General features: G+C 61.6%; 12 protein-coding genes. 2 read left to right on the forward strand and 10 right to left on the reverse strand.

Going from position 1 to position 13,531, the window contains the following annotated elements; translation table 11 throughout:
• Positions 1-552: 552 nt before the first annotated feature.
• From G3N99_RS03370 to G3N99_RS03380, 3 genes are all read right to left on the reverse strand, one after another.
• Positions 553-1,128 carry a hypothetical protein gene (locus G3N99_RS03370; protein ID WP_206121656.1) on the reverse strand — a complete coding sequence of 192 codons (576 nt, stop codon included), beginning with the start codon at positions 1,126-1,128 and terminating at the stop codon, positions 553-555.
• A 24-nt stretch (positions 1,129-1,152) separates the two neighbouring features.
• On the reverse strand, positions 1,153-1,389 hold the full coding sequence (locus G3N99_RS03375; protein ID WP_206121657.1) for an HNH endonuclease signature motif containing protein: 237 nt from the start codon (positions 1,387-1,389) through the stop codon (positions 1,153-1,155).
• A 166-nt stretch (positions 1,390-1,555) separates the two neighbouring features.
• On the reverse strand, positions 1,556-4,504 hold the full coding sequence (locus G3N99_RS03380) for a DEAD/DEAH box helicase family protein (RefSeq protein WP_206121658.1): 2,949 nt from the start codon (positions 4,502-4,504) through the stop codon (positions 1,556-1,558).
• A gap of 698 nt (positions 4,505-5,202) precedes the next feature.
• On the opposite strand from G3N99_RS03380, the gene G3N99_RS03385 reads away from it, so the two are divergent.
• Together G3N99_RS03385 and G3N99_RS03390 are read left to right on the forward strand one after the other, a co-directional pair.
• Positions 5,203-5,817, forward strand: coding sequence for a LysE family translocator (locus tag G3N99_RS03385; protein WP_174940366.1), 615 nt, complete (start codon positions 5,203-5,205; stop codon positions 5,815-5,817).
• Between the two features lie 110 nt (positions 5,818-5,927).
• The gene (locus G3N99_RS03390; protein ID WP_174940368.1) at positions 5,928-6,176 is read left to right on the forward strand and encodes a hypothetical protein; all 249 of its coding nucleotides are present in this window, start codon (positions 5,928-5,930) and stop codon (positions 6,174-6,176) included.
• Between the two features lie 60 nt (positions 6,177-6,236).
• On the opposite strand, the gene G3N99_RS03395 is transcribed toward G3N99_RS03390, so the two are convergent.
• From G3N99_RS03395 to pobA, 7 genes are all read right to left on the reverse strand, one after another.
• Entirely contained in the window at positions 6,237-7,595 is a 1,359-nt protein-coding gene (locus G3N99_RS03395; protein ID WP_174940370.1) for an MFS transporter, read from the reverse strand.
• A gap of 275 nt (positions 7,596-7,870) precedes the next feature.
• Positions 7,871-8,260, reverse strand: a complete 390-nt coding sequence (pcaC, locus tag G3N99_RS03400) for a 4-carboxymuconolactone decarboxylase (RefSeq protein ID WP_011356714.1) — start codon at positions 8,258-8,260, stop codon at positions 7,871-7,873.
• Positions 8,261-8,270: 10 nt separating this feature from the next.
• Positions 8,271-9,056: a 3-oxoadipate enol-lactonase gene (gene pcaD, locus G3N99_RS03405; protein ID WP_206121659.1), complete on the reverse strand. Its 786-nt coding sequence runs from the start codon at positions 9,054-9,056 to the stop codon at positions 8,271-8,273.
• Entirely contained in the window at positions 9,056-10,429 is a 1,374-nt protein-coding gene (locus G3N99_RS03410; protein ID WP_206121660.1) for a 3-carboxy-cis,cis-muconate cycloisomerase, read from the reverse strand. The genes pcaD and G3N99_RS03410 overlap by 1 nt, the downstream gene beginning before the upstream one ends.
• 88 nt (positions 10,430-10,517) lie before the next feature.
• Complete coding sequence (locus G3N99_RS03415; protein ID WP_124456744.1) at positions 10,518-11,174, reverse strand: CoA transferase subunit B; 657 nt, start codon at positions 11,172-11,174, stop codon at positions 10,518-10,520.
• Positions 11,175-11,234: 60 nt separating this feature from the next.
• Positions 11,235-11,948 carry a 3-oxoacid CoA-transferase subunit A gene (locus G3N99_RS03420; RefSeq protein ID WP_206121661.1) on the reverse strand — a complete coding sequence of 238 codons (714 nt, stop codon included), beginning with the start codon at positions 11,946-11,948 and terminating at the stop codon, positions 11,235-11,237.
• 142 nt (positions 11,949-12,090) lie between these two features.
• Entirely contained in the window at positions 12,091-13,323 is a 1,233-nt protein-coding gene (pobA, locus tag G3N99_RS03425) for a 4-hydroxybenzoate 3-monooxygenase (protein WP_174940378.1), read from the reverse strand.
• Between the last annotated feature and the right edge of the window lie 208 nt (positions 13,324-13,531).

The raw sequence follows: 13,531 nt of genomic DNA on the forward strand, positions 1-13,531 counted from the left end.
CGAGTGCAAAGATTGACCTCGCATCCGCTCGGGATGACATAAATTGGACTGGCAGCCACTGATATGTCGCCTTTTATTCAAAGACAACATGTTGAGACTGCGGACATCCTTTCCGAGAGAACACAATGTGGGCTCTCAGAAAAGGTGTCTTTGGGCCCCTAGACAGATCAAGGACTTGGACATCTTTTTTGAGACGACTGCATGCGACCCATCTCAAAGAAAATGTCCTTGGGCACAGAAATCCTCAGAAAAGCTGTCTTTGGGGCGCGCCCTCGTGCGTCCGAGTGCCCCTGTAGTACCGAGCGACAAATAATCTCAACGATTCCTGTTTTTTAGTGTCAACCGCCCCTCCTAGCCAACTCGGTCAACGGCTTTCAAAACAACGTCGAGCCGGGGGCTCGTTGCCTACCCTCAGCATCCTCTGTTCGATCAGATCGCAAGCTGCTCGCGTTTCGAAACTTCGCTCGCGCGCCAGTTCGTCAGCCGTCTCGGCTACCTCCTCGATCCTGCGATCGACCAGTTACACACCAATGACCCTGAACGTTCGCGCCATCACTTTCCCTTCACTTCGTCAGAAGTGGAATCATCGAAGAGCAATCTCTGAATGTGAGCGGCAGCAGCCTTGGCGTGCTGTTCAGACGCTAACCCGGTGACTTGCACTTCCAAGCAGTAGTTAGCTTCCCCATTTTTCGAGTACCGCATCGAGATGGTTGGGCGACAGTCGCCTACGGTAGGCGTAACGGACTCGAGACAGCCTTTCAAATCACGGGTAGCTTTCTGAATATCTTCTTCAAACGCTTCTGCCATAAGTGGATACTCTGCGACTTCATTTCGTAGGCTCTCGATGATGGCGGACAATGCCTCCCGAGCGATGGGGTACGATGGATTTTCCGTGTCACCATCGAAGCGCGGCTCGTCATGGAAAAATTCGTCCTCCTCAAGTATCAATTCGCAATAGTCTTCCATATCGAGGCACGCGTACCACACCGGAGCCCAACGTCCTGAATACAACTTGACGAGCACCCAGCGGCCGTAGTCTCCACAAATTCGTGAGTTCAGTTCGTCTTGAAATGACTTGAAAGTTCCGGATGGCGGGCGTTGCATAATACTCATGGTTCTGTCTTTCATGGTGCCGGGCGAGCCGGTTTTTTCCTATTCGTAATTGCACGGCGACTGGAACTGCTCGGCGTACGCAAGCAACTGACGGTTCAGTTCCGGCTTGTCAGGGGAATAGTGGGCGTCTCGATGACAATTGGGGCACAACGCAACGCAGTTCCAAATACGATCTCCTTTTTCTACTCCGAGGATGTGATGCACATCCAGGAACCCCGAATAGCGCTGCGTCTGGCCGCCACCAACTCGCTCACAGCCGTGTGCACGGGCAAGCACTCCGCGGCGTACTTGGGGATCGCGTTTGACCTCTGAGCGGGTATCCCCCTTACGTTAGTTGCCTTACCAGCGTTTCCTGGTTTCTTAGTCCCCTTGTACAGAAGTGAGGTTTAGCTAGTAGAGGCGCCAGCTAGCGCCCCGCTACATCAAGAACCGATTGAAGTGTTCAGGGGCTGCCGATCACGAGCAGATTCACATTGGCGACGCTTTTGATGTACAGATAGCTTGTGCCGAGAACCGAGAGAACCTCATCTAGGTTGCCCCTTGCAGAAATTGCAGGCTGTACCACGATGAAACCCAGTCGAACTTCCATGTCCCTCGCCTTCTTTCGCAATACGTCTATTTCCTCGGGTGAGCCCTTGAGGATGCGATCTCGCCCCTTGCTTTGGGATTTGCTATAACGATCCAGCAGACGCTGGAACAACGCTGGCCCTCGTGTATGCCACTTCACTGACCGGCTGGCTTGGCCGGTCACGACGTATACGTCATCAACCCGAGCGCCAGGCATTTGCCCAGACTTGCAATACTTGCAGTGGTAGAGGTCAACCTCAATCCAATGTTGCCGTACACGCACTGCAACCAGATCCGCGACCTCGCCAGCGCCATCGTCGTCGAAAATGATGTCGTAGTCGTCTTCGATCTTGCTGAACGTATAGCCCTGTACGCTCGCAAGATCGCTTCGATCTGCCATAGATTCCCGACTGATATCAACCCCGTCCCATGACCAACTCTGCATCAGCTCTTGGGGTAATCGAACATTTAGGCTCGTTGGGGAGTAGATTCGGTAGTTGCCGATCACGATGGAGCCATCGACACTCAGTAGTCTCAGTCGATCACGGTCGAGGTACTCCGCAAGCGCGCACTCTCTACTGCCGACCGTGAAGCGAGCACCTGGCGCGGAGTAGGAATAAGAATCGCCGCGCAGATGGATCCTGATCTTCAATAGCTCCCGCTCCGACTCGCTCTCGCGTGCGGCGATCAACGGCACCGCAAGCGTCGTGGCCGACTCGATGGATGGCGGCCCCAAGACCAGATCCGTTATTGCATAAGACTCCGACTCCACAGTGACCACACACTTCGTCTCCGTGTCGATAAACATTTGATCTGGCCAGTCTGCGAAAAACAGCCCTTGTGGCCAAGCATCCTTGATCCTGTCGGAGCGAAGTACATTTTTCAGGATGTCTGTCGTATCGATGTTCTCATCGTTGATCTTGACGGCTACCTCGTCACACCAGCTGATCCACTCATTCACTGCAGTAGAGTCCATCTTCCACAGCTTTCCTTTGGCTGAACATCCCGCTGACGTTCGCTCGCCCTCGGAGTGCCCTACGGCGAAGATGTTGGACTTGGCCGACGTTCCATTCTCTAGATCGGCCATGACCGTGTTTACATCATGGCCAACATGCATAGTAAAGCGAACCTCACGCCCCCCTCTGATCAGGCCGACGTTCTGCAGCTTCAGTAGATCGATACCACTTAAAATCCGAAAGACTGCCTCATCTCGGACGCGGGAAGCCGAAGGTGCGATTAGCTTCACGAATCGCCCGAGTTGAATCTCGTCACCGGTGCAAGTAGCAAACAAAGTCCTGTCCGACGGCCTGTAGTATGCAAGATAAAGCTGCCAACTGGTTGTCATTACCGAAGCGCTCTTGGCCCAGTCGACCGGAATGCTCTCCTTTGTGACAGCCATCACGATGCGCTCATCATCGCTGACTGACTCCAGCTCCAGTGACTCGCCTCGACCGCGAAGCATGCTTACATTGGCAGGTCGCCACCCGGATCGATCGACTCGGTAAGCGACAGCACTAGTGTGTGGCCGAGGATTGAGAGCTACGATCTTTTCGGCATCGTCATTGCCCTCAAACTTCGCCTCGAATTCCTGCTGCTCAACCTCCCGGCGGATCTTGTTCTCGCTGACTTCGCGAATGACCATGCCCCAATCGGCGTCTGACTCGTAGAGCCCTTGCATCTCCCCCTCAATTCTTTGGTTGGCAATATTCGCAATAAACTTGGCGGGACCAAGCTTGGATGACACGCGAGTCAACCGTCCGATGAACTGAAGCGTCACCGCAGGGCTACGATGTTGGTCGTGAATCGCGGCCAGTTTCAGTTGAGGTAGATCGAAACCTTCCCCCAGCATGTTCACGCAGATTACGACCCGACTCCGACGTTCAAGGACTGTGTTCAACGTCTCACGGCGATAGCCAGTTCGACTATGCAGGAGCACCGGATTGAGTTCGGTTCCTTCCGAGAGACGCTCGTAGATGGCTGCAATAGTCTTGGCTTTCGCAATCGATGAGCATCGGGCCATCAGGATATGGTCGAACCCCTCCGCAAGGTCCTTTTGCAGTAGCTCCAGCGCCTTCTCGGCAATGGCCTCATCCGCCAGTTCGTCGCGGTACTCGCGTACATGGTGAAATTCAATTTGTTGAAAGTAGCCATCTCTCTGGGCCTGCCGCAAGGTGTAGTTGAACACGATCTTGCTGCCCAAGCGTTGTTCATCGAGACGGAATGGCGTAGCAGTGAAGTAAAGCATGGGCCTACCTTCGGCACCGGTCCGGATTCGCCCCCAAGTTTCAGCCACTACGTGATGAGCTTCATCGAATACGATGTGGGTATATAGCGCCAGAACGCTTTCTAATGTATTCGTATCCAGCGTTGCCAGTGTTGCCGGCGTTGCAACCGTCACGTTGGCGTTCTCAATTGCGGCTGTATCCGAGGCCCTGTCTGACCCTTCGGCTACATGCACAGCCGGTGATTGCACGCTGTCCGACACAGCCCCGATGGTCCTGAGCGTCTGAAGCGACCGCAGCCTCTCGCTCATCTGCGTTCGCAGTGTGTCGGACGGAACCACCAACAGTGTTCGCTTGAACAACCCAGCTAAGACAAGAGCGAATATCGTATCAGTCTTGCCAGTTCCAGTGGGCATGACGACTGTTGCTGGTTTAGTGGGTTCCATGTCGAGATGCGATAGAACGGCAAAGACTGCCGCTCGCTGCGGTGGCCTGAATCCACGCCCCTCATTAGCTTCGGTTGCGAGGCCAAAGTTAATGCGATTGTCGGCCCAGCTCCTGTAAATCTCATTCTTCCCATAAAAATCAACATCAACGTCCATTCCCTTGCTCCCCCGTTAAGCTCCATATGTTTGTATCACGCGACGACGTAAATACATCTCGCAACAGATTAAGCCGCTGCCAGTCGAGCATCCACTGTAGCGTAACGCGCCGACGGTAGATCAGTGCCTTTGGCACGAACAGACTTTGCAAAGTGGGTGGATCGATCAGTGGCTCTTACCACCCAACGATCACGATGCGGCTGATCGCAACGTCGAACGGATCAATCGAATTCACCGAAATCCACGCAAACTGTTACACGACTCAACATCGAGAATCTCCGACGGCCCATCCTTTCGGCGAGCGCAGCTCTTTCCCTCATATCGATTGCCGGAGCACTCTTCCATCCTGATCGATATATCATTCGATAGTGAATATTCACTTACTCCATATTCGACATATAGCCAGAACCCCCAACGCGACCATAGATTGCGCATACATCAAATATGTCGCATATTTCATTGAGTTTTTTACTTTATTTCACCAATAACACACAACGCCGAGAAAATCATTATTATTCAAAGGCAACATATCGAGACTGCTGACATCTTTTCTGAGAGTCAGCAACACCAGCCAGCAACCCCATCCACCCCTTCTCTCCCCGTACCGGTATTCGTCAACCAAACTGTACCGGTACTGTACAGACTACCGTCGCTAAACTGACCTCCATCCCAGTCCCGAACCGAATGGAGAATCCGCGATGGAATTCCTCACCCTGAGCGCGTTGCCCGCCGGCATGCTGTTCGCGCTCGTCACGTCGATCACGCCCGGCCCGAACAACACGATGCTGCTCGCATCCGGCGTCAACTTCGGTTTCCGCCGCACCATGCCGCACCTGTTCGGCATCAGCATCGGCGTCGCGATCCTGATGCTCTGCGTCGGCTTCGGCCTCGGCGAAGCGTTCAGGCGCATGCCGCTGCTGTACACGATCCTCGAAGCCGCGAGCGTCGCGTACCTGCTGTACCTCGCATGGCGCATCGGCACGTCGGGCGAAGTGAAGGCGCACGGCGGCAAGCCGCGTCCGATGACGCTCATCGAAGCCGCCGCGTTCCAGTGGATCAACCCGAAGGCATGGATGATGGTGCTGACCGCCGCGACGACAGTCCGCCTGTCCGCCGACTACGGGATGAACGCCGCATGGATGGCCGTCGTGTTCATCCTGATCGGCTTCCCGTGCATCAGCCTGTGGGCCGCGTTCGGGCTCGGCCTGCGCCGCTTCCTGTCGAACCCCCGCGCGCTGCGCATCTTCAACGTGACGATGGCCGTGCTGCTGATCCTGTCGCTGTATCCGCTGGTCGCGCACCTGCTGGCGTAGTGAGCACTCACCGCGCGCCCGTTGAGATTCGCCCGATGCAGGCGTACCCTTTTGTTACGGGCGCGCGCAATCGCTTGGCCGGTTGCGCCGCTGCTGCCGGGAGAGTGTCGATGAAGCCACTGCTGAGGGCGGGCGAACACATCGAGGGGATGCACTGGATCGCCGAGTATCGCCCGCTCACGCACGAGATCCGCGTGCTGCGCGAAGACATCGAGATCGGCATCTACAGCGCGCCGCCGACGATGTTCGGCGAAGAGGAAGACATGGGCGCCGCGAACCTCGCCGATCATCGCAGCCGGGAGGCCGCGCTGCGCGCGTATCTGCGCAACTTCGTGAAGGACCACGACGCGGAAGAATAGCCGGCGGCCCGCCGGCCGCCGTATTCGCGGGCCGGCGCATCGCACCGGCCCGCGCTTCGCTCAATGCCCGAGCGATTCGATCTTGCCTGCCGGCTGCGTCACGCCATGCGGCCGCGCCATCTGCTTGACCAGCAGCGCGACACACGCGAGCAAGCCCGCGACGGCAATCGTCGCGAACACGCCCGCGAACGAGAAATGCCGGCGCGTCAGCTCGGCGACGAGGAACGATCCCGCAATCCCGCCGAAGCGGCCGACGCCGAGCATCCACGCGACACCCGTGCCACGCCCTTCGGTCGGATAGAACGCGGCGGCGAGCGCCGGCATCGACGATTGCGCGGTGTTCATCAGCACCCCGGCCACGAACACGACCAGCACGAGCAGCCCGACGTTGCCGGCCGCCTGCCCGATCGCATAGACGCTCACCGCCGTCAGCGCATAGCACACGGCGATCACGCGGTTCGCGTTGAAGCGGTCCATCAGCACGCCGCACAGCACGGCGCCGACGCCGCCGAGCGGGAACAGCGCGGAGATCAGCGTCGCGCTCTTCGGCGTCAGGCCGGCATCCTTCAGCAGGATCGGCATCCAGTTGATCGACGCGTAGAAGATCACGAGCCCCATGAAGTACGCGAGCCACAGCATCACCGAGCCGACGATGTACGAGCGCGACAGCACGACGCCGAGGCCCTTGCTGCCGGTCTGCGGCGCGGCTTCGGTCATCGCGAACGAGCCGGCGTTCAGCGCATCGCGCGAGATGCGCGCGAGCGTCGCACGGACCTTGTCGACGGCGTGATTGTTGGCGACCATGAAGCGCACCGATTCCGGCATTTTCAGCAGCAACAGCACGCCGAGCAGCAGCGGCGTCACGCCACCGAGGATCAGCACGCTGCGCCAGCCGAAATGCGGAATCATCCATGCAGCCAGGAAACCGCCAAACGCGGCGCCGAGCGGGAAGCCGCAGAACATCAGGTTGATCACGGTCGCACGGCGTTTGTCCGGGCAGAACTCGCCCATCATCGTGACCGCGTTCGGCATCGCCGCGCCCAGCCCGACGCCGGTGATGAAACGCAGGATCGTCAGGTGCCCGATCGTCGTCGAGAATGCGGACATCAGGCATGCAACGCCGAACAGGAATACCGAGCCGATCAGCAGCGAGCGGCGCCCGAGCTTGTCGGACAGCGGGCCCGACACGAGCGCGCCGCACGCGAGGCCGAACAGCGCGGCGCTCAGCACCGGTGCGAGATCGGGTTTGGTGAGGTTCCATTCGCCGAGCAGCGACGGCGCGATGAAGCCGATCGCCGCCGTATCGAAGCCGTCGAGCAGCACGATCACGAAACACATGAGGAATACGAGCCATTGAAATCCGCCGAACGGCTGCTCGTTGATGAAGGTCTGGACATCGACCACGGGTGTGCGATTCATCGCTAGTCTCCTATGTCGATCCAGGTTAGTGCTTTAGCGCCTACCTGGATCCCATGCTTCGCGGTCGATCCAGGTTAGCGCTTTAGCGCTTGCCTGGATCCCATGCAAAGCTCATTTGTTTATAAGCGACGCGGCCTCGGAACCGCGTCTTGCCTTTGTTCGCGCACCGGCCATCCGGTGCGCCGCGCGCCGATGCTCTGCCGGCGCGTTCATTCATCATCGGGGGCCGCCCACCATCAGCGGGCCTCGAAGCAAGCTCGGACTACGCCCGGCGCTTAACCGGCGGCCCCGTCTTGTTCCTTGAAGATCTTGTCTGCCAAATGGAACGCGGAATTCGCAGCCGGCACGCCGCAGTAGATCGCGGTCTGCAGCAGCACTTCCTTGATCTCGTCGCGCGTCACGCCGTTGTTGCGCGCGGCACGGAGGTGCAGCGCCAGTTCCTCGCCACGGTTCAGCGCCACCATCATCGCGATGGTCAGCAGGCTGCGCGTATGGCGCGGCAAGCCGTCGCGCGTCCAGATCTCGCCCCATGCATAGCGCGTGATCAGGTTCTGGAATTCGTCGGTCACCTCGGTGCGGTTCTCGATCGAGCGGTCGACGTGCGCGTCGCCGAGCACCGCGCGACGCACCTTCATCCCTGCTTCGTAACGTTCCTGGTCATCCATCGCCGGTGCCTCACGCGGTCAGGAAATCGAGCAGCGCGCGGTTGAAGCCGTCGGTGCACTCGATGTTCGAAATATGCGCGGCGTCGAATTCGACGTGCTGCGCACCCGGAATCGCGGCGGCCAGCGCGCGGCCCTGGTCGGGCGGCGTCGACATGTCCTTCGCACCGGTCACGACGAGCACCTGCAGCGCGATGCCTTTCACCTCTTCGCGCAGGTCGGCCGCGTTCAGCGCGTCGCAGTTCGCTGCATAGCCATCCTTGTCGGTATGCACGAAGGTGTCGCGGATCGCATCGAACAGGCGCGGCTCGCGTTCGACGAACGCGTCCGTGAACCAGCGCGGCAGCACGGCGTCGGCGAGCGCGGCCATCCCCTCGGCACGCGCCTTCTGCGCACGCGGCGCCCACACTTCCGGCGAACCGATCTTCGCGGCGGTGTTCGACAGCACCGCGCGCACGATGCGCGACGGGAAGCGTGCCGCCAGCGCCGCACCCGTCAGGCCGCCCATCGAGATCCCGCAGAAGTGGGCGCGGGCGATGCCGACGTGGTCGAGCAGGCCGATCACGTCGCCGGCGAGCTGCTCGATCGTGTACGAACCGGCCGGCGCGTCGGAATGGCCGTGACCGCGCGTGTCGTAGCGCAGGATGTTGAAGTGCTGCGTGAGCGGACGGATCTGCGGTGCCCACATCTGCAGGTCGGCGCCGAGCGAGTTCGAGAAGACGAGCCACGGCGCGTCGTCGCGCGCGGCACGGTCGATCCGGTAATGCAGTTTCACGCCGTTGACAGTGGCGAAAGGCATCAATGTTCTCCTGGTGATTGCGCGCCCGCGTGCAGCGCGAGCACGGCGTCGACGTAGGCCTGCGCCTCGCCGACGTAATGAGCGGGATCCAGCAGCCGCGCGAGCGCGTCGCGCGACAGGTGCGCCGACACGGTCGCATCGGCGGCGAGCACGTCGAACAGTGTCGCGCCCGTGCGGACGGCTTCCTTCGACGCATGTTCGACGACGTGATGCGCGTCGAGCCGGCCGATCTTGTCGCCGAGCGCGAGCATCACCGCCTCGCCGAGAATCAGCCCGCGCGTCAGGTCGAGGTTCGCGGCCAGGCGTTCGGTGTTCACGTCGAGGCCCGCGACGATCTGCGCGATCTGCGCCAGCGCGCCGCCGGTCAGGCGCGCGAGATCGGGCAACGCATCCCATTCGGCCTGCCAGCCGCCGAGCGCGCGCTCGTGCTCCTGCACCATCCCCGCGAACACCGTCGCGACCAGGTTCGGCGCACGTACGGCAGCCGTCAGCACGGCTGCGCAGCCGACCGGGTTGCGCTTGTGCGGCATCGTCGACGAGCCGCCCTTGCCGGCGGCAACGGGCTCGCCGAGCTCGCCGACTTCGGTCTGCATCTGCAGCGACACGTCGCGTGCGATCTTGCCGAGCGTACCGGTCAGCATTCCGAAGCAGGACGCGGCTTCCGCGATACGGTCGCGCTGCGTGTGCCACGGCACGGCCGGCGCCGTGAGCTTCAGGTCAGCCGCCAACGCGGCCGTGACGCCGGCCGCGTGCTCGCGCAGGCTCGCGAGCGTGCCGGCCGCGCCGCCGAACTGCAGCACGAGCGCACGCTCGCGCAATTCGGCGAAGCGTGCGCGATGGCGCAGCAGCGCGTCGAGCCATTGCGCGAATTTCAGGCCGAGCGTGATTGGTAGTGCCTGCTGCAGCCACGTGCGGCCGATCATCGGCGTCGCGCGGTGCGTGCGCGCAAGCGCCGCGAGCGACGCGCACGCTTCGTCGAGCATCGGCTCGAGCACGTCGAGCGTGTCGCGCAACTGCAGCACGCTGGCGGTATCGATGATGTCCTGGCTCGTCGCGCCCCAGTGCACGAACTTCGCTGCTTCTGGATCGTCGGCCTTTACCTGCGCGGTGAGCTGCTTGACGAGCGGAATCGCGAGATTGCCGCCGAGCGCCGCACCGTGCGCGAGCGCGTCGGCGTCGAGCCGGCCGGCATCGCACGCGCGTTCGATCGGCGCAACCGCGGCGGCGGGAATCACCTGCTGCGCGGCGAGCGCACGCGCGAGCGCGGCCTCGACGTCGAGCATCCGCTGAATCGTCGCGCGGGGCGACCAGATCCGGTTGAGCGGCTCGGTGCCGCAGATGAGGGAGGTCAGGCGGGCGCTGTCTTCGAGCATGGCATCAGATTGGGGAAACGGCGTGCGCCTATTGTCCACCCAAGCGTGCCGGCATGCGCGCAAGCGCACGCGCCGGCACGCTCGCGGTTCAGGCAGCGGCCTTTTGCGTCGCGTCGATCAGCGGCACGCCGGTCAGCTTCTGCAGTTCGTCGAACGACAGGTCGGTGAAGATCTCGCTCACCGCGAGGCCGTCGGCCGTCACGTCGAGCACGGCGAGATCCGTATAGATGCGGCTCACGCACTGCACGCCGGTGACCGGATACGAGCACTGCGCGACGATCTTGCTTTCGCCCTGCTTCGTCAGATGCTCCATCATCACGAACACCTGCTTCGCGCCGATCGCGAGATCCATCGCTCCGCCGACCGCCGGAATCGCATCGGGCGCACCCGTATGCCAGTTCGCGAGGTCGCCGGTCGCGGATACCTGGAACGCGCCGAGCACGCAGTAGTCGAGGTGGCCGCCGCGCATCATCGCGAACGAATCCGAATGGTGGAAATACGCGCCGCCGGTGAGCAGCGTCACGTGCTGCTTGCCGGCGTTGATCAGTTCGTCGTCTTCCTCGCCGGGCGCGGGCGCGGGGCCCATGCCGAGCAGCCCGTTCTCGCTGTGCAGGAAGATTTCCTTGCTCGGGTCGAGGTGGTTCGCCACCAGCGTCGGCACGCCGATACCGAGGTTCACATACGCGCCTTCGGGGATGTCCTGGGCGACGCGCTTGGCCATTTCATCGCGGGTCAGTCGTTTCATGTCGGGTCTCCGGTCGACCGGAGTTGGCGCTTCAGCGCTTACTCCGATCCCATACAAAGTTCAGGCGGCTTGCGATGCGCGTTCGGCGGCCAGCTCGGCCGCATGCGCGGCTTGCGGCACTTCGACGATGCGCTGGACGAAAATGCCCGGCGTCACGACGTGTTCCGGGTTCAGCGCGCCGAGCGGCACGACTTCCGACACCTGCACGATCGCGACCTTCGCGGCGCTGGCCATGATCGGCCCGAAGTTGCGCGCGGTCTTGCGATACACGAGATTGCCCCAGCGATCGCCCTTGTACGCCTTCACGAGCGCGAAATCGGCATGGATCGGCGTCTCGAACACATACGGCTTGCCGTCGATCACGCGCGTTTCCTTGCCTTCCGCGAGCTTGGTGCCGTAGCCGGTCGGCGTGAAGAAGCCGCCGATGCCGGCGCCCGCCGCGCGGATGCGCTCCGCGAGGTTGCCCTGCGGCACGAGCTCCAGCTCGATCTCGCCGGCGCGGTACAGCCCGTCGAATATCTGCGAATCGCTCTGGCGCGGGAACGAGCAGATGATCTTGCGCACCTGCTTCGCCTTCAGCAGCGCCGCGAGGCCCGTCTCGCCGTTGCCCGCGTTGTTGTTGACGATCGTCAGGTCGCGCGCGCCCTGTTCGATCAGCGCGTCGATCAGCTCGGACGGCATGCCTGCCGTGCCGAAGCCGCCGATCATGATTGTCGCGCCGTCGTGGATGTCGGCCACCGCCGACTGAAGCGATTCGAAAATCTTGTTGACCATGTCTCTTCCTGATACGAACCCGCGGCTCGATGCGCGGCCTGTCGAGGGGACACGCGCGTGCCGCGTGCCGCGCCGGGGCCGATATCGACTCCGGTTTTGTTCGCTATTCGAACCTAGATTCGATTAGCGAACGATGGGCCGATCATAGAGTCGCGCACAGCGCGTTGTCAAGGCGGGTTGCCTCGGGGGCCGTCGCATCGTCGAACGGCAGCCCGACGTAGTTTTCGGCGAGTGCCTGCGCGGCGGCCCGCGAGCGCGTCACGTATTTCAGTTCCGCAAACTTCAGGCGATTGACGAACGGCGAGTCTTCCGGCGACGAATGCAGCATGTTCGTCATGAAGTACGAGAAGTGCTCGGCGCGCCACACGCGCTCGAGGCAGGTCGCCGAATACGTGTCGAGCAGCGTCGCGTCGCCGGTGCGGTAGCGCGCACCGAGCGCGCGGGACAGCGCGCGGACGTCGGCCACCGCGAGGTTCATCCCCTTCGCGCCGGTCGGCGGCACGATGTGCGCGGCGTCGCCGGCGAGGAACAGGCGCCCGTGCTGCATCGTCTCGGACACGAAGCTGCGCATCGGCGTCACGCTTTTCTGCGTGATCCGGCCCTCGGTCGGCGTCCAGCCCGTGTCGTTCGAGAAGCGCGTGTGCAATTCGTCCCAGATCCGCGTGTCGGACCATTCGGTGAGGTCTTCGTCGGGCTTGCACTGCAGGTACAGGCGCGTGACCGTCGGCGAGCGCATCGAGAACAGCGCGAAACCGTTGTCGTGATGCGCGTAGACGAGCTCGTCGAGCGACGGCGCCGCGTCGGCGAGGATGCCGAGCCACGCGAACGGATAAACGCGCTCGAACGTGTTCAGCCGCTCGGCCGGAATCGTCTGGCGCGCGATGCCGTGGAAGCCGTCGCAGCCGGCGATGTAGTCGCAGTCGATGCGGTCTTCGCGGCCGTCGGCGTGCTTGAACGTGACGAACGGGTGCTCGCCTTCGACGTCGTGCAACGCGACGTCGCTCACCTCGAAGTGCATCGCATGGCCATGCTCGACGCCGGCCGCGATCAGGTCGCGCACCACTTCGTGCTGGCTGTAGACGGTGATCGCGCGCCCGCCGGTGAGCGCGGACAGGTCGATGCGATGGCGCTGGCCCGAGAACAGCAGCTCGATGCCGTGGTGTTCGAGCCCTTCGCGGCGCATCCGGTCGCCGAGGCCGGCTTCGTTCAGCGTGTCGACCGTGCCCTGTTCAAGCACGCCGGCGCGGATGCGGTTCTCGCAGTATTCGCGCGAACGCGCTTCGACGAGGATGGAATCGACGCCTTGCAGGCGCAGCAGATGGGAAAGCAAAAGGCCGGACGGGCCGGCGCCGATGATGGCGACTTGGGTGCGCATTGTTTGTCTCCTGTGTCGACCGGAGTTAGCGCTTCAGCGCTTACTCCGGTCCCATGCCTTGTGCGGTCGACCGGAGTTAGTGCTTCAGCACTTACTCCGGTCCCATGCAAAGCTAATTGGTTCGAATCGTCGAACACATTTGAGCGCTTTCCCGACTATGCGGCAACGCGATTCAGGAGATATGTTGTATACGTTTTTAAGATACTGA

It is taken from the genome of Burkholderia sp. Ac-20392 (assembly GCF_017104585.1).
GTDB classification, from domain to species: Bacteria; Pseudomonadota; Gammaproteobacteria; order Burkholderiales; family Burkholderiaceae; genus Burkholderia; species Burkholderia lata.

Bases quoted from the DNA above. Each gene is read 5' to 3' on its own strand.
- G3N99_RS03370 (WP_206121656.1), bottom strand. From the start codon at position 1,128: ATGAAAGACAGAACCATGAGTATTATGCAACGCCCGCCATCCGGAACT.
- G3N99_RS03380 (WP_206121658.1), bottom strand. From the start codon at position 4,504: ATGGACGTTGATGTTGATTTTTATGGGAAGAATGAGATTTACAGGAGC.
- G3N99_RS03385 (WP_174940366.1), top strand. From the start codon at position 5,203: ATGGAATTCCTCACCCTGAGCGCGTTGCCCGCCGGCATGCTGTTCGCG.
- G3N99_RS03390 (WP_174940368.1), top strand. From the start codon at position 5,928: ATGAAGCCACTGCTGAGGGCGGGCGAACACATCGAGGGGATGCACTGG.
- G3N99_RS03395 (WP_174940370.1), bottom strand. From the start codon at position 7,595: ATGAATCGCACACCCGTGGTCGATGTCCAGACCTTCATCAACGAGCAG.
- pcaC (WP_011356714.1), bottom strand. From the start codon at position 8,260: ATGGATGACCAGGAACGTTACGAAGCAGGGATGAAGGTGCGTCGCGCG.
- pcaD (WP_206121659.1), bottom strand. From the start codon at position 9,056: ATGCCTTTCGCCACTGTCAACGGCGTGAAACTGCATTACCGGATCGAC.
- G3N99_RS03410 (WP_206121660.1), bottom strand. From the start codon at position 10,429: ATGCTCGAAGACAGCGCCCGCCTGACCTCCCTCATCTGCGGCACCGAG.
- G3N99_RS03415 (WP_124456744.1), bottom strand. From the start codon at position 11,174: ATGAAACGACTGACCCGCGATGAAATGGCCAAGCGCGTCGCCCAGGAC.
- G3N99_RS03420 (WP_206121661.1), bottom strand. From the start codon at position 11,948: ATGGTCAACAAGATTTTCGAATCGCTTCAGTCGGCGGTGGCCGACATC.
- pobA (WP_174940378.1), bottom strand. From the start codon at position 13,323: ATGCGCACCCAAGTCGCCATCATCGGCGCCGGCCCGTCCGGCCTTTTG.